Origin of the sequence: Sphingobium sp. SA916 (assembly GCF_002894065.1) — a bacterium.
GTDB classification, from domain to species: domain Bacteria; phylum Pseudomonadota; class Alphaproteobacteria; order Sphingomonadales; family Sphingomonadaceae; genus Sphingobium; species Sphingobium fuliginis.
Genome location: NZ_LXYF01000085.1, coordinates 82635 through 101951, shown reverse-complemented (window position 1 = coordinate 101951; position 19317 = coordinate 82635). Strand labels below are relative to the sequence as shown.

At 66.7% G+C, this 19317-nt stretch carries 19 protein-coding genes and 2 riboswitches; of the genes, 15 read left to right on the top strand and 4 right to left on the bottom strand.

Annotated elements, in window-relative coordinates:
* Window positions 1–124 precede the first annotated feature (124 nt).
* The 10 genes from A8G00_RS22535 to cobJ all read left to right on the top strand — a co-directional run bounded on the left by A8G00_RS22535 (window position 125) and on the right by cobJ (window position 12251).
* Entirely contained in the window at window positions 125–1018 is an 894-nt protein-coding gene (locus tag A8G00_RS22535) for a LysR substrate-binding domain-containing protein (RefSeq protein WP_103001742.1), read from the top strand.
* 92 nt (window positions 1019–1110) lie between these two features.
* Window positions 1111–1340: riboswitch (cobalamin riboswitch) on the top strand.
* A gap of 152 nt (window positions 1341–1492) precedes the next feature.
* Window positions 1493–2584 carry a HoxN/HupN/NixA family nickel/cobalt transporter gene (locus A8G00_RS22530; RefSeq protein ID WP_061933855.1) on the top strand — a complete coding sequence of 364 codons (1092 nt, stop codon included), beginning with the start codon at window positions 1493–1495 and terminating at the stop codon, window positions 2582–2584.
* Entirely contained in the window at window positions 2581–3621 is a 1041-nt protein-coding gene (cobW, locus tag A8G00_RS22525; RefSeq protein ID WP_103001741.1) for a cobalamin biosynthesis protein CobW, read from the top strand. The genes A8G00_RS22530 and cobW overlap by 4 nt, the downstream gene beginning before the upstream one ends.
* Window positions 3621–7400 (top strand): cobaltochelatase subunit CobN, encoded by a 3780-nt coding sequence (gene cobN, locus A8G00_RS22520; protein WP_103001740.1) that lies wholly within the window; start codon window positions 3621–3623, stop codon window positions 7398–7400. The genes cobW and cobN overlap by 1 nt, the downstream gene beginning before the upstream one ends.
* On the top strand, window positions 7397–8002 hold the full coding sequence (cobO, locus tag A8G00_RS22515; protein ID WP_044660797.1) for a cob(I)yrinic acid a,c-diamide adenosyltransferase: 606 nt from the start codon (window positions 7397–7399) through the stop codon (window positions 8000–8002). The genes cobN and cobO overlap by 4 nt, the downstream gene beginning before the upstream one ends.
* A gap of 17 nt (window positions 8003–8019) precedes the next feature.
* On the top strand, window positions 8020–8628 hold the full coding sequence (gene bluB, locus A8G00_RS22510) for a 5,6-dimethylbenzimidazole synthase (RefSeq protein WP_076605713.1): 609 nt from the start codon (window positions 8020–8022) through the stop codon (window positions 8626–8628).
* A 72-nt stretch (window positions 8629–8700) separates the two neighbouring features.
* A riboswitch (cobalamin riboswitch) is annotated at window positions 8701–8923 on the top strand.
* A gap of 172 nt (window positions 8924–9095) precedes the next feature.
* Entirely contained in the window at window positions 9096–10160 is a 1065-nt protein-coding gene (locus A8G00_RS22505; protein WP_099186775.1) for a cobalamin biosynthesis protein CobG, read from the top strand.
* A complete protein-coding gene (locus tag A8G00_RS22500; protein ID WP_099186774.1) occupies window positions 10160–10789 on the top strand; it encodes a precorrin-8X methylmutase in 630 nt (209 codons plus the stop codon). Before A8G00_RS22505 ends, A8G00_RS22500 begins: the two co-directional genes overlap by 1 nt.
* Complete coding sequence (gene cobI, locus A8G00_RS22495; RefSeq protein WP_099186773.1) at window positions 10786–11505, top strand: precorrin-2 C(20)-methyltransferase; 720 nt, start codon at window positions 10786–10788, stop codon at window positions 11503–11505. Before A8G00_RS22500 ends, cobI begins: the two co-directional genes overlap by 4 nt.
* On the top strand, window positions 11502–12251 hold the full coding sequence (gene cobJ, locus A8G00_RS22490; protein ID WP_025546642.1) for a precorrin-3B C(17)-methyltransferase: 750 nt from the start codon (window positions 11502–11504) through the stop codon (window positions 12249–12251). Before cobI ends, cobJ begins: the two co-directional genes overlap by 4 nt.
* On the opposite strand, the gene A8G00_RS22485 is transcribed toward cobJ, so the two are convergent.
* On the bottom strand, window positions 12227–12976 hold the full coding sequence (locus A8G00_RS22485; protein ID WP_103001739.1) for a cobalt-precorrin-6A reductase: 750 nt from the start codon (window positions 12974–12976) through the stop codon (window positions 12227–12229). The two genes, cobJ and A8G00_RS22485, sit on opposite strands and share 25 nt — an antisense overlap.
* On the opposite strand from A8G00_RS22485, the gene cbiE reads away from it, so the two are divergent.
* From cbiE to cobF, 5 genes are read left to right on the top strand one after another with little or no spacing between them, the layout of a single operon-like run.
* Window positions 12975–14183, top strand: a complete 1209-nt coding sequence (cbiE, locus tag A8G00_RS22480; RefSeq protein WP_103001738.1) for a precorrin-6y C5,15-methyltransferase (decarboxylating) subunit CbiE — start codon at window positions 12975–12977, stop codon at window positions 14181–14183. The genes A8G00_RS22485 and cbiE overlap by 2 nt on opposite strands.
* Window positions 14180–14545 carry a cobalamin biosynthesis protein gene (locus A8G00_RS22475; RefSeq protein WP_103001737.1) on the top strand — a complete coding sequence of 122 codons (366 nt, stop codon included), beginning with the start codon at window positions 14180–14182 and terminating at the stop codon, window positions 14543–14545. The genes cbiE and A8G00_RS22475 overlap by 4 nt, the downstream gene beginning before the upstream one ends.
* Window positions 14542–15324 (top strand): precorrin-4 C(11)-methyltransferase, encoded by a 783-nt coding sequence (gene cobM / locus A8G00_RS22470; protein WP_025546638.1) that lies wholly within the window; start codon window positions 14542–14544, stop codon window positions 15322–15324. Before A8G00_RS22475 ends, cobM begins: the two co-directional genes overlap by 4 nt.
* The gene (locus tag A8G00_RS22465) at window positions 15321–16640 is read left to right on the top strand and encodes a cobyrinate a,c-diamide synthase (RefSeq protein ID WP_103001736.1); all 1320 of its coding nucleotides are present in this window, start codon (window positions 15321–15323) and stop codon (window positions 16638–16640) included. Before cobM ends, A8G00_RS22465 begins: the two co-directional genes overlap by 4 nt.
* Window positions 16637–17392 (top strand): precorrin-6A synthase (deacetylating), encoded by a 756-nt coding sequence (gene cobF / locus A8G00_RS22460; protein ID WP_103001735.1) that lies wholly within the window; start codon window positions 16637–16639, stop codon window positions 17390–17392. The genes A8G00_RS22465 and cobF overlap by 4 nt, the downstream gene beginning before the upstream one ends.
* A gap of 5 nt (window positions 17393–17397) precedes the next feature.
* Here cobF and A8G00_RS22455 read toward each other — a convergent pair whose 3' ends face one another.
* The 3 genes from A8G00_RS22455 to A8G00_RS22450 are packed head-to-tail and all read right to left on the bottom strand — an operon-like array spanning window position 17398 to window position 19306.
* Window positions 17398–17601 carry a hypothetical protein gene (locus tag A8G00_RS22455; protein WP_025546632.1) on the bottom strand — a complete coding sequence of 68 codons (204 nt, stop codon included), beginning with the start codon at window positions 17599–17601 and terminating at the stop codon, window positions 17398–17400.
* A 45-nt stretch (window positions 17602–17646) separates the two neighbouring features.
* Window positions 17647–17784, bottom strand: coding sequence for a hypothetical protein (locus tag A8G00_RS25950; protein ID WP_367379464.1), 138 nt, complete (start codon window positions 17782–17784; stop codon window positions 17647–17649).
* The gene (locus A8G00_RS22450) at window positions 17765–19306 is read right to left on the bottom strand and encodes a SpoVR family protein (protein WP_044660807.1); all 1542 of its coding nucleotides are present in this window, start codon (window positions 19304–19306) and stop codon (window positions 17765–17767) included. The genes A8G00_RS25950 and A8G00_RS22450 overlap by 20 nt, the downstream gene beginning before the upstream one ends.
* Between the last annotated feature and the right edge of the window lie 11 nt (window positions 19307–19317).

Genomic DNA, 19317 nt, shown 5'->3' with positions numbered 1-19317 from the left:
TAGCCCGCGCATCTCCGCCGGCCAGCCGGGAGACGCCGCCACATTCGAAGCCGCCCATGCGCCCTTGGACATTCTGCGTCTAATATATAATATGGCATGATCGATATGTTGAGCGACATGATTCATGGACCTTCGCCATCTCCGCTATTTTCTGTGCGTCGCTGAGGAGATGCATTTCGGCCGCGCCGCCCTGCGCCTCGGCATATCGCAGCCGCCGCTCAGCCAGCAGATCCGTGCTCTGGAGGAGGAACTGGGCGTCCGCCTGTTCGACCGCACCAGCCGCAGGGTGCGATTGACGGAGGCCGGCCGGCTGTTCGAGCCTGAAGCGCGCCGAACCCTTGCCCAGGCGGACCGCGCCGCACAGATCGCGCGCATGGCCCAAAGGGCGGAGATCGGGCGGCTGGGGCTGGGCTTCACCACTTCCGGCCCCTTCGTGCCTCCGGTGGCGCGGGCACTCTACCGCTTCCGCCAGACCTATCCCGATGTCGAACTGATCCTGCGCGAACAAGGGCGCGACGAGCAGGTGGAGAGCGTGGCGAGCCGTCAGCTCGACCTTGGCATCGTGCGTAATTTCGAGGCGCCGGCGCTGCCCGGAGGCATGCTGTCCCGATGCCTGCTCAAGGAAGAGATGGTGCTGGCCCTGCGCGCCGATCATCCGCTGGCGCTGCGCCCTGCCCCGCCGCGCATCGCAGACCTTTCCGACGAGCCGCTGGTGCTCTACGGCGCGCCCAATGGGACGGGGTTCACGGAGCATTTCCAGGCCCTGTGCGCGGAAGCAGGGTTCGTCCCGAAAATCTCGCATGAAGCCCGCAGCCTCGCGACCCTGCTGGGCCTTGTCGCGGCCGGCTTCGGCCCTACGGTGATTGCCGGGTCGATGGCGCGGCTGCATGTCGACAATGTGATCAACCGCCCGTTCGACGTGCCGGTCATGAGCGCGCTCTGGCTGATCCATCATGAGGATCTGTCACCGACCGGCCGGGCCTTTCTGAAGACCCTGCTGGAAGAACGTCATTTGTAGGAGTTAATTGAGGAAACATCTTCTGCTCAAGCCTCCTCTTCCCATTCCCCGTTCCAGCCTCTATGCATGGCCGCCGAAGGGTGGTTTCGACCGACCTTCATGATCGCGCCGGTGCCCTCCCAAGGGGCTTAATAGGGAATGCGGTGATGAATCCGCGGCTGTCCCTGCAACTGTAAGCGGCGAGCGAGACGCATAGCGATCCCCCGGAAGCGCCGGAGGATCAGCCACTGGGCCGGACGCTAAATCATGCGAGGCCTGGGAAGGCCATGCGCCAAGCTATGACCCGCGAGCCAGGAAACCTGCCTGCGTCTGGTCGCTCTTGCCTTGGTCCAGGGGATGGCCACGGCACGGTCCTCCGTCTGAGCGACGCTTACGCAGCGGGAGCTGCTGTCCGCATGCCGGGCGCAAGAGCGTCCGTCCGGCATGAAGGCGGCTCCCGTCCGGTTTCGCAGACGCCGACGGGGTACCGACCCTATGAGCATATCGACCCATGAGCCGGAATCGCCCGGGGCGCCGGCCAGCCGTCTTCGCCGCCGCGCGACCGGCATGTTCGCCGGGCTCATCGCCGCCAATCTGACGGCGTGGATCGCGGCCTTCACGATCTTCGCGGGCGATCCGGTCATGCTGGGCACGGCGTTGCTGGCCTGGAGCCTGGGCCTCCGCCATGCCGTGGACGCCGATCATATCGCCGCCATCGACAATGTGACCCGCAAGCTGATGCAGGACGGCCAGCGGCCCCTGACCGTCGGCTTCTGGTTCGCCATCGGCCATAGCGGCATCGTCCTGATCGCCGCCGTCGCCATCGCTGTCGCCGCCAATGCGCTGAGCCGGGTGGAAGCGGCGGGAGCCATCGGCGGCACCATCGCGACAATGGTGTCGGCGACCTTCCTCTTCGCCATCGCGGCGATGAACCTGATCATCCTCCGATCAGTTCTCAGGACATTCAACCATGTTCGAAAGGGTGGAGCCTATGTCGATGAAGATATGGACATATTGCTCGGCAACCGGGGTTTGCTCGCACGCCTCTTCCGCCCGCTTTTCCGGCTGGTGACGCGAAGCTGGCACATGGCTCCGCTCGGCTTCCTCTTCGGCCTGGGCTTCGATACCGCAACCGAAGTCGCCATTCTGGGCCTGTCCGCCGGTCAGGCCGCCAGCGGCCTTTCGGTTGCGACCGTCCTCATCTTTCCCCTGCTCTTCGCGGCGGGCATGGCGCTGATCGACACGGCGGACGGTGCCCTGATGATGGGCGCCTATCAGTGGGCGTTCGTGAAGCCGATCCGCAAGCTCTACTACAATATCACCATCACGCTGGTGTCGGCGCTGGTCGCGCTGCTCATCGGCGGGATCGAGGCAGCGGCCCTGCTGGGCGACAAGCTCGGCCTCAGCGGCGGCGTATGGACCCTTGCCGCCGACCTTGGCGAGCATTTCAACAGCCTCGGCTTCATCATCATCGGCCTGTTCGCCGCCTGCTGGCTGCTGAGCTGGGCCATCTATCGCTGGAAAGGCTTCGACGAGATCGAAGTCGCTCCCATCCCCAGCCACCAACCGCAAGGAAATCCCGCATGAAAAAGGTTCCCGCCACCGTCATCACCGGCTTTCTCGGCGCCGGCAAGACCACGCTGATCCGTCACCTCATCGAACATGCGGGCGGCCGCCGTCTCGCCCTCATCATCAACGAATTCGGGGACGTCGGCGTCGACGGCGCGCTGGTGCGGGGCTGCGGCGACGAAGCCTGCCCGGACGAGGACATCATCGAACTGGCCAATGGCTGCATCTGCTGCACCGTGGCCGACGATTTCCTGCCGACCATGCAAAAGCTGCTCGACCGGCCCACCCCGCCCGATCACATCATCATCGAGACCAGCGGCCTTGCCCTGCCCAAGCCGCTGGTGAAGGCCTTCCAATGGCCCGACATCCGCACGCGCGCCACGGTCGACGGAGTGATCGCCCTGATCGACGCCGACGCGCTGGCGGCGGGTCGCTTCGCCCATGACGAGGCGGCGCTCGCCGCCGCCCGCGCGGCCGACCCGACGCTGGATCATGACAGCCCCATCGAGGAACTGTTCGAGGACCAGCTTGCCTGCGCCGACCTTGTCCTGCTCAACAAGACCGATCTGGTCGCCGTGGACCGGCTGGCCGTGCTGGAGCGGGAACTGGCCCAGGAAATCCGCCCCGGCGTCCGCATCCTCCGCACGGCGAGGGGAGAGATCGAACCGGCCATATTGCTCGGCCTCGGCGCCGGGGTGGAGGACGGGATCGATGCCCGCCCCTCGCACCATGACGATGGGGAGGATCACGACCATGACGATTTCGAGAGCTTCATCGTCGACCTGGGCGAACTTTCCGGTCCGGAGCCGCTGTTGGCGGCGCTGGCGGAGAGCATCGCCGTGCATGACATCCTGCGGGTGAAGGGCTTCCTCGCCATAGAAGGGCGCCTCGCCCGCCTCGTGCTGCAAGCCGTCGGCCCCCGCATCCAGCATCATTATGACCGGCACTGGCAGGCCGACGAACCGCGCCGCTCCCGCCTGGTGGTGATCGGCCAGAGCGGCATGGACCGCGCCGCCATAGAGGCCGCGCTCGGCGCGCAGATGGCCGCTGCCTGATGCATCTGCTGACCGCCACGCCCGGCACCGTCTCCAACGGCGACGAAGCCATCGACCTCGGCCAGTCGCCGGGCGACATCGTGCTGCTGACCGTGGCGGACAGCGAACTTGCCTGTTTCGCGAGCGCAGCCCATGTTCTGGGGCAGGAACTGGGCAGGGCGGCGCCCGAAATCCGGCTGGCCAATCTCCTCCAGCTCAAGCACCCCTATTCCGTCGATCTGTATGTCGAAAAGGTCGTCGCCCACGCCAAATTCGTCTGCGTCATCCTGCTGGGCGGCAAGAGCTATTGGCCCTATGGCATTGATGAGATTGCAAATATCGCCCGGAAAAAGGGCATAGCCTTTGCGGCGATCGCCGATGGGCGAGAGGATGACCCCGCGTTGCGCGCCGCATCGACCGTCGTGGCGGAGAGCTGCGATCTCCTGCGCGACTATCTGCGGCAGGGCGGCATTGCCAACGCCATCGCCTTCCTGCGCAACGCCGCCCGCCTTGCCGGCTTCGACGCGGGCGTTCCCGATGCGCCCGTTCCGGTGGCCGACGCCGGCCTCTATTTGCCCGGCGTCGATCGACCCACGCTGGATCAGGTCAGGAGCGGATGGAAGGCAGGGCAGCCGACGGCCCTCTTCCTCTTCTACCGCGCGCTGCTGATCGCGGGCACGCTGGACGCCGTGGACCGCATGGTCGCGGGATTGGAGACGGCGGGCCTCAACGTCCTTCCTGTCCATGTGCGCGCCTTGCGCGAACCTTTCGCCCGGGACTTCCTGCAAGGGCTGATGGCGGAGGCGCCGCCGGACGTCATCCTCAACGCCACCGCCTTTGCCGCCAGCGCGCCGGGCGAGCCGCGCACGCCCTCCATCCTCGAACAGGCGGATTGCGCGATCCTCCAGACGATCTTCGCCAGCGCCGAACAGAGCGCCTGGGAGTCGAGTGCCCGCGGGCTTGGCCCCCGCGACCTCGCCATGCATGTCGCGCTGCCGGAGGTGGACGGCCGCCTCTTCATCCGCGCGGTCGCCTTCAAGGCTGCGGCACGGTTCGATGCCCGCACGGAATGCAGCATCGTCGTGCCCCAGATACTGGAAGATCGTGTCAGCTTCGTATCCCAACTTACTGCAAATTGGGCTAAACTTCGTAGAACGCGAGTGGAGGAACGTCGCGTCGCGCTCATCCTCGCCAACTATCCCAACAGGGATGGCCGCATCGGCAATGGCGTCGGCCTCGATACGCCCGCCAGTGCCGCCGCCATTCTGAAGGCCCTGGCGGAAGCAGGCTACGGAACGGATGATGCGCCCACCGACGGCGCCGCGCTGATGCAGCGCATGACAGGTGGCATCACCAATGCCGCGCCGGACCGTCCGGGTGAAATCACCCTCTCGCTCCAGGCCTATGACGCAGCCTTCGCCACGCTGCCCCAGGCGGTCCGCGAAGCCGTCCGGTGCCGCTGGGGCGCGCCCGAAACCGATCCTTTCTTCCGCGCTGGCGCCTTCCATCTGCCGGTGCACCGCTTCGGCCGGATCGCGGTCGCCGTGCAGCCGTCGCGCGGTTATCATGTCGATCCCAAGAGCAGCTATCACGACCCGGCGCTGCCCCCGCCCCATGCCTATCTCGCCTTCCATATCTGGCTGGCCGGCGATTTCGGCGCCCATGCCGTCGTCCATGTCGGCAAGCACGGCAATCTCGAATGGCTGCCGGGCAAGGCGATCGCGCTGTCCGAAAACTGCTTTCCGGAAATCTGCGCCGGGCCGATCCCGCAAATCTATCCGTTCATCGTCAACGATCCCGGCGAAGGCACCCAGGCCAAGCGTCGCATCGGCGCCTGCATCGTCGACCATCTGACGCCGCCATTGACCCGCGCCGAGAGCTACGGCCCGCTCAAGGAACTGGAGGCTCTGGTCGACGAATATTATCTCGCCGCTGGCATGGACCCACGCCGGCTGGAAACGCTGCGCAAGGACATTCTGGCCCTCGCCGCCTCGCAAGGGCTGGACAAGGATTCAGGCGCGCAGGGAAGCGGAGACGAGGCTTTAGCAGCGATCGACAACTATCTGTGCGAACTCAAGGAAATGCAGATACGTGACGGGCTGCACGTCTTCACGCAAAGCCCGAAGGGTCCCCTTCGCCGCGACCTGCTCATTTCCCTTGCCCGCTGCCCAAGGGGTATGGACGATGCCGGCCAGCAGTCCCTGCTCCGTGCGCTGGCGGATGATCTGGGGCTGGATTTCGACCCGCTCGACTGCACGATGGGCGCGTCTTGGGCCGGACCCCGGCCGGAAGCGCTGCAAAGCCTGACAGGAGCACCTTGGCGCAGCACGGGCGACACGGTGGAACGGCTGGAACTTCACGCCATCCGCCTGCTCGATGAGTTGGAACATCGTCATTCCCGCGCGTGCGGGGATGACGGCAGTTGCCGGAAAGGCGCTCCCGGTCCACGGAGCGCTGCGGTTCTCAAGGCTATCGAAACCGATCTCGCCCCGCGCGTCGATGGCTGCGGAGAGGCCGAAAAAGCCGCACTCCTCAAAGCCCTCAACGGCGATTTCGTCGCCCCGGGCCCTTCCGGAGCGCCCACCAGAGGTCGCCCCGACGTCCTCCCCACCGGGCGCAATTTCTATTCGGTCGACACCAGGGCCGTGCCCACGGTGGCGGCATGGAATCTCGGGCAGCGCTCCGCCGATCTCATCGTGCAGGACTATCTCCAGCGCGAGGGCGACTATCCCCGCGCCATCGCCCTTTCCGCCTGGGGCACCGCCAATATGCGGACCGGCGGCGACGACATAGCGCAGGCGCTGGCCCTGATGGGCGTCCGGCCCCGCTGGGACTGGGCTTCGGGCCGGGTCATCGGTTTCGAGGTCATGAAGATCGCGGAACTGAACCGCCCCCGCGTCGACGTCACCTTCCGCGTGTCCGGCTTTTTCCGCGACGCCTTCCCGGAACAGATCGACCTGATCGACAGCGCCGCCCGCGCCGTCATGGCGCTGGACGAGCCGGACGAGGACAATCCGGCCGCCGCCCGCCACCGCATCGAAACCGCCGCGCTGATCGCGCAGGGCACGCCGGAAAAGGCCGCGCGGCGCCGCGCGGGAAGCCGCGTTTTCGGTTCGAAACCGGGCGCCTATGGCGCCGGCCTCCAGGCGATGATCGACGAGAAGATCTGGCACGACCGGTCGGACCTTGCCAATGTCTATCTCGACTGGGGCAGCTATGCCTATGGCGGCGGGGTGGAAGGCGACAGCGAACGCAGCCTCTTCACGCAGCGCCTGACCGAAGCCGACGCGCTGATCCAGAATCAGGACAATCGAGAGCACGACCTGCTCGACAGCGACGATTACTACCAGTTCGAAGGCGGCATCGCCGCGGCGGTCGAGCATCTCTCCGGCAGGAGGCCGCTCAGCTATCATAACGACCACAGCCGTCCCGAACGTCCCGTCATCCGCACGCTGGAGGACGAGATCGGCCGCATCGTCCGCGCCCGCGTCACCAACCCCAAATGGATCGCGGGCATGATGCGCCACGGTTACAAGGGCGCGTTCGAGATCGCGGCCTCCGTCGACTATCTCTTCGCTTTCGCCGCCACGACCCATGCGGTGAAGGACCATCATTTCGACGCGGTCCACGCCGCCTTCATCGAGGATGAGACGGTCCGCGCCTTCATGGCGGAAGCCAATCCGGCCGCCCTGCGGGAGACCGCCGCCCGCCTTCACGAAGCGCTGGACCGCGCCCTTTGGAAACCCCGGTCGAACAGCGCCGCCATGCTTCTCTCCCAACTCAAGGATGCCCCGCAATGATCGAACGCACGCCCGAACAGCATGCCGAAAAGATGAAGAAGAAACAGGCCGCCCATGACAGGATCATGGCGACCAAGACGCAGGAAAAGGGCCTGCTGATCGTCCACACCGGCAAGGGCAAGGGCAAGACGACCGCCGCGCTCGGCATGGTGGTCCGCGCCATCGGCCATGGCAGGAAGGTGGGCGTCGTGCAGTTCGTGAAGGGCGCGATGACCACCGGAGAAAAACGGGTGTTCGATGCGTTCCCCGACAATGTCGAATTCAAGCCGATGGGCGAAGGCTTCACCTGGAACACGCAGGACCGGACGCGGGACATTGCCCTTGCACGCGAAGCATGGGATGAGGTGAAACGCATGATCGCCGATCCGGCCTATGACATGGTCCTTGCCGATGAACTCAACATCGTCCTGCGCTACGACTATCTTCCGGTCGAAGAGGTGCTGGAGGCCGTGACCGCCAGGGGCGAAATGAAGCATGTCATCGTCACAGGCCGCAACGCGCCCGAGGCGCTGACAGAGGCGGCCGATCTCGTCACTGAAATGACCCTCGTCAAACATCCCTTCCGCAGCGGCGTGAAGGCCCAGCCGGGAATCGAATTCTGACACACACCGCCTTCGACATCGCCGCCTTCGAGGAACTGGTGCACCTGCGCCGCGACGTGCGCCATTTCCTCACCGATCCGCTGGACGAGAGCGAGGTCGAACGGCTCCTTGCCCTCGCCCATAGCGCGCCTTCCGTCGGGCTGTCGCAGCCCTGGCGTTTCGTCCGGATCGAAACGCCCGCCTTGCGCGAGGATCTTGCCGCTCATGTCGACGCGCAGGTGATCGAGGCGGGCAGTATCTATCGGGGGGAGGAAGACAGGCTGTACCGAAGCCTGAAATTGCACGGCCTGCGCGAAGCGCCTGTGCTGTTCGCGGTCTATTGCGACGAAGGCACGGAAACCGGCCACAGGCTGGGCGCGATCACCATGCCGGAGGCGCGCCGCTATAGCTGCGTGATGGCGATCCACACCCTCTGGCTGGCTGCCCGCACGCGCGGCATCGGCATGGGCTGGGTTTCGATCCTCGACCGCCCGACCGTGGACGCCCTGCTCGCCATTCCGGAAAACTGGCGCTGCCTCGGCCTGCTGTGCCTGGGCTATCCGGTGAGCGAGGAGGCGACGCCGGAACTGGAGAGGCGCGGCTGGGAACATCGCACCGACTGGCATTCCACCATCGTCACGCGCTGACGATTCCCGTCCGAAGGCCTCTTCCCTTTCCTTTCCGCCCGGCCTATGAGCGTTTTTGGAGCGGGTTCCGCCCGCTCCATCGATCGCGTCGGTGCCCCGAAGGGGCTTAAATGGGAACGCGGTGCGGGAGGAGACTCCCTAATCCGTGGCTGTCCCTGCAACTGTGAGCGGCGAGCAAGGCAAGGACGTGCGGTTCCCCCCCGGGGAACGGCCAGCCACTGGAGCGATCCGGGAAGGCCCGTGCCGAAGCGACGACCCGCAAGCCAGGAGACCTGCCGAACGCAAAGGTCGCTCTAGCCATGGTCCAGGGGATGGTCACGGCTCGGTTCTCCGCACGGGCGACGAAATGCGGCTGGGGGTGAACCCTCCGGCCGTCGTTGCGACGTGGGAGGTAAGGTCCGTTGCCAGACGCGCAAAGCGCATCGTCCGCCGCCATTCGCGGCTGGTGCCCGACGGCATGGCGCCCGATGATGGCGGGCGACGGGCTGCTGGTGCGGGTCCGTCCACCGCTGGGCCGCCTGACCGTCCCCCAGGCCATCGGCCTTGCCGAAGCCGCACGTCTTCACGGCAATGGCCTTGTCGATCTCACCAACCGGGCCGCGCTCCAGCTTCGCGGCGTGACGGAACAAGGCCATGGCCCGCTGCTCCGGCACCTTGTCGCCCTGGGCCTTGCAGATCACGATCCGGCCCGCGAAGCGCGCCGCAATTTCCTGCTCGCTCCCGATTCATCGCCCGGGGATGACACGGAAAGCATCGCGCTCAGCCTGATCGCCCACATCGATGAGCTGCCCCAGCTTCCTTCCAAGATAGGGATCGCCATAGATGCCGGGCCTGCGCCCTGTCTTGCCGCCGTCCCCGCCGATTTCCGGTTCGAGCGCAGCGAGGCGGGCAGGCTGCTGCTGCGGGTGGAGGGGCGTCCGCTGGGTTCGCCCACCAGCGTTGAAACGGCGGCGCGCGACCTGATTGCGCTTGCCCGCTGGTTCCTTGCCACGGGCGGCGGCGCATTGGGCCGCGCGGCCCGGCACGAAGCCCCGCTGCCCACCGCTGCCGACATCGCGCCCGCGCCGTCCCGCCCGCTGTCCCAATTGCTGGCGGAGGCATCGGGGCCTTTCCACGGCATTCCCTTCGGTCAGCTTGACGCCGACAGCCTTATCGCGCTGGCCGGGAAACCGCATGTCACGGCCCTGCGCCTCACCCCATGGCGCGGCTTGATCCTGGAAGGCGACGCAGACAGTGCGGAGCACGCCTCCCCTGACGGCCTGCTCCGCGTCGACGCCTGCCCCGGCGCGCCCGCATGCCCGCAGGCAAGCGTCGAAACCCGCGGCCTCGCCACCCGGCTCGCGCCCCTTGTCGAAGGGTCGCTGCATGTGTCCGGCTGCGCCAAGGGCTGCGCCCGCCAAAGGCCCGCAGGGCTGGTCCTCACCGGACGGCAGGGCCGCTTCGACCTGTCCCGCAACGCCCGCGCCGGATCGCCGCCGGAAACGACCGGCCTGACCGCCCGACAAATCCTCGCCCTTTTCGGAAGGCCCTGATGCCCCACAGCTACGAAACCGACGGAGCCGCCATCTACCGGCAGTCCTTCCGCACCATTCGCGCCGAAGCCGACCTTGCCCGCTTCTCGCCCGAGGAGGAACGCATCGCCGTCCGCATGATCCATGCGGCGGGCCTGGTCGGACTTGCTTCCCACATCCGCTTTTCCCCGTCCTTCGCCCGGGACGCCATCGCCGCGCTTCAGGCGGGCGCGCCGATCCTCTGCGACGCGCGCATGGTGTCGGAGGGCATAACCCTGAAGCGCCTGCCCGCCGACAATCCGATCCTCTGCACCCTGAACGATCCGCAGGTGCCTGCCCTGGCGGCGCAAATGTCCAACACCCGCTCGGCCGCGGCGCTCGAACTCTGGCGCCCGCATCTGGAGGGCGCGCTGGTTGCGATCGGCAATGCCCCGACGGCGCTTTTCCATCTGCTCAACATGCTGGAGGACCCCGACTGCCCCCGCCCGGCCGCGATCATCGGCTGCCCCGTCGGCTTCGTCGGCGCGGCGGAATCGAAGGAAGCGCTCTGGCGCAGCCGGCCCGTCCCCTGCTGTATCGTGGAGGGTCGCCCCGGCGGCAGCGCCATCACGGTCGCGGCGGTGAATGCGATAGCGAGCCCGGCGGAATGAGCGGCGGGACCATCCATGGCGTCGGCCTGGGACCGGGGGCGCAGGACCTGATGAGCGTCCGCGCCGACCGGCTGATCCGCAATGCCCGGCACATCGCCTATTTCCGCAAGAGGGGAAGGTCGGGCCATGCCCGCAGAATCGTGGAGGGCATGTTGCGCGCCGATGCCGTCGAATATCCGATGGAATATCCGGTCACGACGGAAATCCCGCTGTCAGACCCGCGCTACAATGATCTGCTCTCGACCTTCTATGCCGATTGCACGGCGCATCTGGACGGGCTTTCGGCACGCGGCGAGGATGTGGTCGTCCTTTGCGAAGGCGATCCCTTCTTCTACGGCAGCTTCATGCACCTGCACAGCCGCCTTGCCGCGCCGGTGAAGATCGTCCCCGGCATCACCGGCATGTCCGGCGCCTGGACCGCCAGCGGCATGCCGATCAGTTGGGGCGACGATGTCCTGACGGTGTTGATGGCCACCCTGTCCGAAGAGGAACTGACCCGCCGCATCCGCGACAGCCATGCTCTGGTCGTCATGAAGATCGGCCGCAACCTTCCCAGGCTTCGCCGCGCCGTCGAAGCCGCGGGCAAGCAGGACAGCGCCTGGCTGGTCGAATATGCGACCATGGCGGATCAGCGCATCACCCCGCTGACGGAAGCGACCGACGTCACCGCCTATTTTTCGATCCTGCTGGTCCACGGACAGGGCCGCCGTCCATGACCGGATGGGTAGTGGCAGCCGGTCTTGGTCCGGGAGCGGACGCGCTCATCACGCCGGAGGTGTCGGATGCGCTGGCGCAGGCGAGCGACGTCATCGGATACATCCCCTATGTCGCCCGGGTGGCCCAAAGACCGGGCCTGACGCTCCACGCCTCGGACAATCGGGTCGAACTCGACCGCGCCGCCCATGCCCTGGCCCTCGCCGCGCAGGGCAAGCGGGTGGCGGTGGTTTCCTCGGGCGATCCGGGGGTCTTCGCCATGGCCTCCGCCCTGTTCGAAGCCGTGGAGGCAGGGCCGGAGGACTGGCGCGACCTCGACATCCGCGTCCTGCCCGGCATCACCGCCATGCTCGCCGCCGCCGCAAGGGCGGGCGCGCCGCTCGGCCATGATTTCTGCGCCATCAACCTGTCCGACAATCTCAAGCCCTGGCCGCTGATCGAGCGCCGCCTGCGCCTCGCCGCACAGGCCGATTTCGCCATGGCCTTCTACAATCCCCGTTCCCGTTCCCGGCCGGAGGGTTTCGGGCGGGCGCTGGCGATCCTGCGAGAGGAATGCGGCGAGGACCGGTTCATCCTGTTCGCCCGGGCCGTCTCCACGCCGGAGGAAACGCTGAGCGTGGTGCCGTTGAGCCGCGCCACTGCGGACATGGCCGACATGCGCACCATGGTCATCGTCGGTTCCAGCCGCACCCGGCTGATCGAACGCTCCGGCCCGCCGATCCTCTATACGCCGCGCTCCGCCGCATGACCCAGCCATTGCAGCACCCCGGCGACCTCATGCGTCACCTGCGCCGCTGGACAGGCCGGACGCTCGATCATCACGACCGGCAGTCCCAGCATCCGCGCGGCGACCAGCTTCGCCCGCGCGCCGCCGCCACCCGCATTTTTCGACACCACGCAGTCGATGCCATGGGCGCGCATCAACTGCATGTCGCCCTCCACCGTGAAGGGACCGCGGTCGATGACCAGCGCATGATCGGGCAGCCCCGGCGCAACGGCGGGCATATCGACGAAGCGCAACAGATAATGATGCTGAGGCTGCACGGCGAAGGCGTCCACATGCATGCGCCCCAGGGCCAGCATCACATTCCGCCTGGCTCCCTCCAGCGCCGCCACCGCCCCGGCCATGTCCGGCACATGGGTCCAGCGGTCTCCCTCCGCCGCGGTCCAGGGCGGCCGGGTCAGCATGATGTGCTCTACCCCCGCCTCCCGCGCCGCGCCAAGGGCATTCCCGCTCATCACAGCGGCGAAGGGATGAGTGGCGTCCACCAGATGGGTGACGCCTTCCTCCCGCAAATAGCGCGCGAGGCCGGCCATGCCCCCGAAGCCGCCGACGCGCACCGGCACCGGCTGCGCCCGTGGTTTGTCCGTCCGCCCCGCATAGCTCAACACCGCGCGAACGCCCCGCTCGGCAAGAGCAGCCGCAAGCGCGCTCGCTTCCGTGGTGCCGCCCAGAATGAGGATATTGGACATGCCCGATACTCCTGACGGTCCGTGGCTGACGATCGTCGGCATCGGGGAAGACGGCCCGAATGGCCTGTCGTCCGCCGCCCGCGAAGCGCTGGAGAAAGCCGCGCTCGTCGCCGGAGCGCCGCGCCATCTTGCGCTGCTGCCAGCCCTTAGGGCCGAAAGCCTGCCCTGGCCAGTCCCGTTCGCGGCCGGCGTTCCGATGCTGCTCGCCCGCCGTGGAGACCCAACCGTCCTGCTTGCCTCCGGCGATCCCTTCTGGTTCGGCGCGGGGAGCAGCATCACGCGGCATTTGCGGCCGGATGAATGGACGGCGCACCCTGCCCCCTCCACATTCTCCCTTGCCGCCGCGCGGCTGGGCTGGGCGCTTCAGGACGTGGAATGCCATGGCCTCCACGCCGCGCCGCTGACGCGGTTGCGCCACGGTCTCGTGCCCGGCCGCCGCTCCATATTGCTGCTGCGCGACGGGCAGGCGGCGGGCGAGCTTGCCGCCTGGCTGACGGAACAGGGCTTCGGCCGTTCGACCCTGCATGTGCTGGAAGCGCTGGGCGGCCCCCGCGAACATATCCGCCAGTGCACGGCCGAAGCGCCGGACCTTGCCGATGTCGCGCATCCCGTTGCGGTCGGCCTGTCCGTGGCGGGCGAAGGCAGGACGCTCCCCCGCTCCAGCGGCATCCCCGACGACTGGTTCGACCATGACGGCCAGATCACCAAGCGCCCGGCCCGCGCCCTGACCCTGTCCGCCCTGGCGCCCCGCCCCGGCGAGACATTATGGGACATAGGCGCAGGTTCCGGCTCCATCGCCATAGAATGGCTGCTCGCCCATTCCTCCACCCAGGCCGTCGCTTTCGAGGCCGATCCGGATCGCGCCGCCCGGGCGCGCGCCAATGCCCTTCATCTGGGCGTCGACCGCCTGACCGTCATGGAAGGCAGAGCCCCCGACATCCTGACCGGCCGGACCCGCCCCGAGGCCGTCTTCATCGGCGGCGGGCTGAGCCAGTCCCTGCTCGCGACATTGTTCGCCCTGCCCGGCGGTCCCACGCGCCTTGTCGCCAATGCCGTCACGTTGGAATCGGAAGCGCTGCTTGCCAAATGGCATGCCGACAAGGGCGGCAACCTGCTTCGCGTCGAGCTTGCGCAGGCGATGCCCCTGGGCAGCCGTCGCGGCTGGCGTTCCGCCTATCCGCTGGTGCAGTGGAGCGTGACGCTATGATCGTCGCCGGCTTCGGCTTCCGCCACAGCGCGTCGCTCGCTTCGCTGGAATCGGCGCTGGAGCAGGCGACGGGCGCCATGATCGCCGTCGACGCGCTGGCAACCCTCGATGGCAAGGCCGGGCAGCTTGCGCCATTGGCGCGCAAGCTCGCCCTGCCCCTGATGGCCGTCGGCGTTGAAAGGCTGGCGGAACAGCCCGTGGCCACCCGATCTCCCGCCAGCATGGCCGCCCATGGCACCGGCAGCGTCGCCGAAGCCACGGCCCTCGCCGCTTCAGGGCCCAAGGGCCGCCTGCTAGCGCCCCGCGCCTTCTCTTCCGACCGCCTCGCAAGTTGCGCCCTAGCCGAAAGCCCTGCCTCTTGACCGTTCATTTCATCGGCGCCGGTCCCGGCGCGCCCGACCTCATCACCCTGCGCGGGCGCGACCTGATCGCGCGTTCTCCGGTCTGTCTCTATGCCGGATCGCTGGTGCCCGCCGCCCTGCTCGATCATTGTCCGGCAGGCGCGCGGATCGTCAACACGGCGCCGCTGACCCTGGACGAGATCGTCGCCATCATCGTCGATGCCCATCAAGCGGGGCATGACGTCGCGCGCCTTCATTCCGGCGACCTGTCCGTCTGGTCGGCCATGGGCGAGCAGCTTCGGCGGCTGAAAGCGATCGGCATTCCTTTCAGCATCACGCCCGGCGTCCCCTCCTTCGCCGCCGCCGCTGCCGCCATCGGCGCCGAACTGACGCTGCCCGAACTCGGCCAGTCGGTGATCCTCACCCGGACGCCGGGACGCGCCAGCGCCATGCCGTCCGGTGAAAGCCTCTCCGCATTCGGCGCGACCGGCGCGACGCTCGCCATCCATTTGTCGATCCATAATCTGGCGCAGGTGGTGCGCGACCTGATCCCGCATCATGGCGCCCATTGCCCCGCGGCCGTGGTGTGGCGCGCAAGCTGGCCGGATCAGCGGATCGTGCGGGCGACGCTGGGCACCATCGGGGAAGCTGCTGCGGACGGGCCCGAACGGACCGCCATCATTCTTGTCGGCCCGGTGCTGGGCAGCGAGGATTTCGCGGAAAGCAGCCTCTACGCGCCCGGCTATGACCGCCGTTTCCGACCGGCCAGCGCCGACTCCGCCTTCATCGACAAGCCATGACGCCGGGCCTTCTGATCGCGGCGCCCCGTTCAGGATCGGGCAAGACGACCGTCACGCTGGGCCTGTTGCGGGCCTTTTCCCGGATGGGCATCAGGGTACAGCCGTTCAAGTCCGGCCCCGACTATATCGACCCTGCCTTCCAGCAGGCGGCCAGCCGCCGCCCCTCCTTCAACCTCGACAGTTGGGCGATGTCCGCATCGCAGATGGCGACCGTTGCGGGCCGGGCCGACGCAGAGCTGATCGTCGCGGAAGGCGTGATGGGCCTGTTCGACGGCGCCCCCGCCATCGGGGAAGCCGGCACCGGCGCGAGCGCGGACATCGCGGCGCTGTTCGGCTGGCCCGTCCTTCTCGTCATGGACGTGTCGGGCCAGAGCCAGTCCGCCGCCGCCATCGCCAGCGGTTTCCGTGGCCTTCGTTCCGATATTTCCATGGCCGGCGTCGTCCTCAACCATGTCGCCAGCCAGCGCCACGAACGGCTGATCCGCGCGGCGATGGAGGAGGCGGGCATCCCCGTCCTGGGCGCCATACCGCGCTCCGCCGCGCTCCACCTTCCGGAGCGTCATCTGGGTCTGGTCCAGGCGGCCGAACAGGCCGATCTCGACCGGATCATCGACCGGATGGCGGACATCGTGGCGACCCATGTGGACCTCAACGCCGTCCGGCGCGCGGCCCGGTCCACCCCGGCGCAGGATCGCGCTTCAATGCCGACCCTGCCGCCACCCGGCCAGCGCATCGCCATCGCCCGTGACGAAGCCTTCTCCTTCACCTATGCGCATCTCCTGTCCGGCTGGCGGGATGCAGGCGCCGAAATCCTGCCCTTTTCCCCCCTGGCCGACGAAGCCCCGGCAGCCAATGCCGATGCGGTCTGGCTCCCCGGCGGCTATCCCGAACTCCATGCGGGCCGGATCGCGCAGGCGGCCCATTTCCTTTCCGGCCTGCGCCACCACGCACTGGACCGTCCGATCCATGGCGAATGCGGCGGCTATATGGTGCTGGGACAGGCGCTGATCGATGCCGACGGGCAGGCACATGCCATGGCCGGCCTGCTCGGCCTCGTCACCAGCTTCGCGGAACGGCGCCTTCATCTTGGCTACCGACAGGCGCGCTTGCTGGCGCCGATGGGCGGCATGCCTGCGGGAGCGATGCTGAACGGCCATGAATTCCATTATTCCACCATCGTCGAGCAACCGGACAGCCCGCTCGCTCATGTGACCGACGCGGAAGGTCAGGCCGTTCCGTCGACGGGATCGCATCGCGGCCGTGTCACCGGCAGTTTCTTCCACCTCATCGCTCCCGCTTCGAAAGCCTCCTCATGATCAGCATCGACCTTATCGGCATCGGCACGGGCAATCCCGATCACCTCACCCGCGCCGCGGTGAAGGCGATGAACGACGCCGACCTCATCCTGCTGCCCCGCAAGGGCGACGCCAAGTCTGACCTCATCGACCTGCGCCGCGCCATTTGCGCCGAACTGCTGACGCAGGCGGTGAAAATCGTGGAATTCGACATGCCCCGGCGAGCGGACCGGACCGATTATGTCGGCGCCGTCCTCGACTGGCACGATGCCATCGCCTCGCTCTGGATGGAGCAGTTCGCGCGGCACCTTCCCGAAGGCGGCAGGCTCGCCCTGCTGGTCTGGGGCGATCCGTCGCTTTATGACAGCAGCCTGCGCATCGCCGGGCGCCTGCTGGGCGTGAAGGTCCGCGTGATCCCCGGCATCACCAGCGTACAGGCGCTGACCGCCGCCCACGGCATCTGCCTCAACGACCTTGCCGATCCCGTGCTGATCACCACCGGCCGGCGCCTCAGCGAACGCGGCTGGCCGGACTGCGCCGACAGCCTGATCGTCATGCTGGATGGCCATTGCGCCTTCCAGACCCTGCCGCCAGAGGGTCTCGACATCTGGTGGGGCGCCTATCTGGGATTGCCCCAGGAAAGGCTCGCCCAGGGTCCGCTGGCCATGAGAGGGGCCGAAATCGCCTCATGCCGCGCCGCGCTCCGCCAGGAACACGGCTGGATCATGGACATCTATCTTTTACGAAGGCGCACGACGGTCCGACGACCCTGAAGCCGTCAGGCGACGTTCGGCATCAGTTCGATGATCGGCCTGCTAGCGGCCTGTCGCATGCCGCTCGATGCCGTTTCGGCGCGGCGGCGGAACTCGGCAGCCATTGCCTGATGCATCATGCGCGCCGAAGCATCCGCGGTGGTCGCTGCCAGTTGATCATGCATTCTTGCCCGGTCTAGACATTCTTCTGGCGTAAGAGCATTCGTCATGAATCGAACTCCTGCCTGTCGCAGGGCCCATCCTCTCCACCGCCTTCAGAGCGACAGATCCGACTTCGCCCACGAAAAACCGGCGGACAACTTAACCTTTCCCATCATCGATTGAAAACGGAATCTTGCCGCAGCCCTTTTCCCGTCCGCCGCGCGCACCGGTTCAGCGCAGCCAGGCCGCATTGGGCTGCGCGCTATGGCTTTTCAATTCCTTGCGCGTTTCGGAATCAACCTCCTTCAACAGCACTTCATAACCCCAGAGATTCGCCAGATTTTGCAAGACCATAGCGGCATCGCGGGCCTCCAGTTGGACGCCGTCCAGCACCGAATGCTCGACGATCAGCTTGCGGTCGCCGGCCAGGTCGACATCGACCACCTGTATGTCGGGTTCCTGCCGCCCGATTTCATATTCCCGCGCCAAGGAGCGCCGAATCCGGCGATAGCCGCGCTCATCATGAATGGCGTCGACCCGCAGTTCCGATTCGCCCTGCTTGTCGAGGATCTTGAACAGCCGCCATTGCCGGATCAGATGTGGGCTCAGAAATTGCGAAACGAAGCTTTCGTCCCGATAATTGGCCCATATGTCCTTCAGCACCTCCATCGGGTCGCCCGATCCGGCAATATCCCCGAACCATTCGCGATCCTCCTCCGTCGGCGCACGGCAGACCCTTTCGATGTCCGACATGATGCCGAAGCCCAGGGCATAGGGGTTGAAACCGCCAAATTGTCCTGAATCATAGGTGGGTTGATAGACGACATTGGTATGGGATGAGAGGAATTCCATGAAGGCGCCGTCGGTCAGCCATCCCCGTTCGTGCAGCGTCGTCATGATGCGGTAATGGGTGTAGGTCGCAGCGCCTTCGTTCATCGCCTTGGTCTGGCGCTGCGGGTAGAAATATTGCGCGATCAACCGCACGATCCGCAAAATCTCCCGTTGCCAGCTTTCCAGCCGGGGACCGGACTTTTCCAGGAAATAGAGGATATTTTCCTGCGGCAGTCCCAGCGCCGCCCGTCTGGCGTCGCTGGGGATCGCATCCGCCTTCGCTCCAGTGGGCACGGTCCGCCACAGATCGTCATAGATGCGGTCGCGATAGGCCTGCCGTTCCGCCTCCCGCGCCGCCTCCGCCTTCAAGTCCCTTGGGCGGACGCGCGGATAGCGATGCACGCCCTGGTTCATCAGCGCATGGGCGGCGTCCAGCACCCGCTCGACCGGCAACTGACCGTAGCGCTCCTCGCACTGCGCGATGTAGCGCTTGGCGAATTCCAGATAATCCAGAATTCCCTCGGCATCGGTCCATTGCTTGAAGACATAATTATTCTTGAAGAAATGATTATGCCCGAAGGCCGCATGGGCGATGACCAGCGTCTGCATCGTCGCGCTGTTTTCCTGCATCAGATAGTTGATGCAGGGATCGCTGTTGATGACCAGCTCATAGGCCAGGCCGCGCAGCCCCTTGCGGTACATCATCTCATTGGTCACGAACTGCTTGCCGAAGGACCAGTGTTTGTAGAAGAGCGGCATGCCGATGGAGGAATAGGCGTCCAGCATCTGCTCCGCACTGATGACTTCTATCTGATTGGGATAGATGTCGAGCTTCATTTCCTGGAGCGCGATGGGCTCGATCGTTTCGTAAATGCGGTTGATGAGCGCGAAGTCCCAATCGCTTCCCGTGAACAGCGGGGCGGACGCCAGTTCGACCGTCATGCCGGTTCCAC

Excerpts from the sequence above, each read along its gene's own strand:
- cobN (WP_103001740.1), top strand. The coding sequence starts at position 3,621 with ATGCATCTGCTGACCGCCACGCCCGGCACCGTCTCCAACGGCGACGAA.
- A8G00_RS25950 (WP_367379464.1), bottom strand. The coding sequence starts at position 17,784 with ATGCGGCCTGGCTGCGCTGAACCGGTGCGCGCGGCGGACGGGAAAAGG.
- cbiE (WP_103001738.1), top strand. The coding sequence starts at position 12,975 with ATGCCCGATACTCCTGACGGTCCGTGGCTGACGATCGTCGGCATCGGG.
- A8G00_RS22465 (WP_103001736.1), top strand. The coding sequence starts at position 15,321 with ATGACGCCGGGCCTTCTGATCGCGGCGCCCCGTTCAGGATCGGGCAAG.
- A8G00_RS22530 (WP_061933855.1), top strand. The coding sequence starts at position 1,493 with ATGAGCATATCGACCCATGAGCCGGAATCGCCCGGGGCGCCGGCCAGC.
- cobO (WP_044660797.1), top strand. The coding sequence starts at position 7,397 with ATGATCGAACGCACGCCCGAACAGCATGCCGAAAAGATGAAGAAGAAA.
- A8G00_RS22455 (WP_025546632.1), bottom strand. The coding sequence starts at position 17,601 with ATGACGAATGCTCTTACGCCAGAAGAATGTCTAGACCGGGCAAGAATG.
- A8G00_RS22485 (WP_103001739.1), bottom strand. The coding sequence starts at position 12,976 with ATGTCCAATATCCTCATTCTGGGCGGCACCACGGAAGCGAGCGCGCTT.
- cobF (WP_103001735.1), top strand. The coding sequence starts at position 16,637 with ATGATCAGCATCGACCTTATCGGCATCGGCACGGGCAATCCCGATCAC.
- cobW (WP_103001741.1), top strand. The coding sequence starts at position 2,581 with ATGAAAAAGGTTCCCGCCACCGTCATCACCGGCTTTCTCGGCGCCGGC.
- cobJ (WP_025546642.1), top strand. The coding sequence starts at position 11,502 with ATGACCGGATGGGTAGTGGCAGCCGGTCTTGGTCCGGGAGCGGACGCG.
- A8G00_RS22475 (WP_103001737.1), top strand. The coding sequence starts at position 14,180 with ATGATCGTCGCCGGCTTCGGCTTCCGCCACAGCGCGTCGCTCGCTTCG.
- A8G00_RS22500 (WP_099186774.1), top strand. The coding sequence starts at position 10,160 with ATGCCCCACAGCTACGAAACCGACGGAGCCGCCATCTACCGGCAGTCC.
- A8G00_RS22535 (WP_103001742.1), top strand. The coding sequence starts at position 125 with ATGGACCTTCGCCATCTCCGCTATTTTCTGTGCGTCGCTGAGGAGATG.
- cobI (WP_099186773.1), top strand. The coding sequence starts at position 10,786 with ATGAGCGGCGGGACCATCCATGGCGTCGGCCTGGGACCGGGGGCGCAG.
- A8G00_RS22505 (WP_099186775.1), top strand. The coding sequence starts at position 9,096 with ATGATGGCGGGCGACGGGCTGCTGGTGCGGGTCCGTCCACCGCTGGGC.
- A8G00_RS22450 (WP_044660807.1), bottom strand. The coding sequence starts at position 19,306 with ATGACGGTCGAACTGGCGTCCGCCCCGCTGTTCACGGGAAGCGATTGG.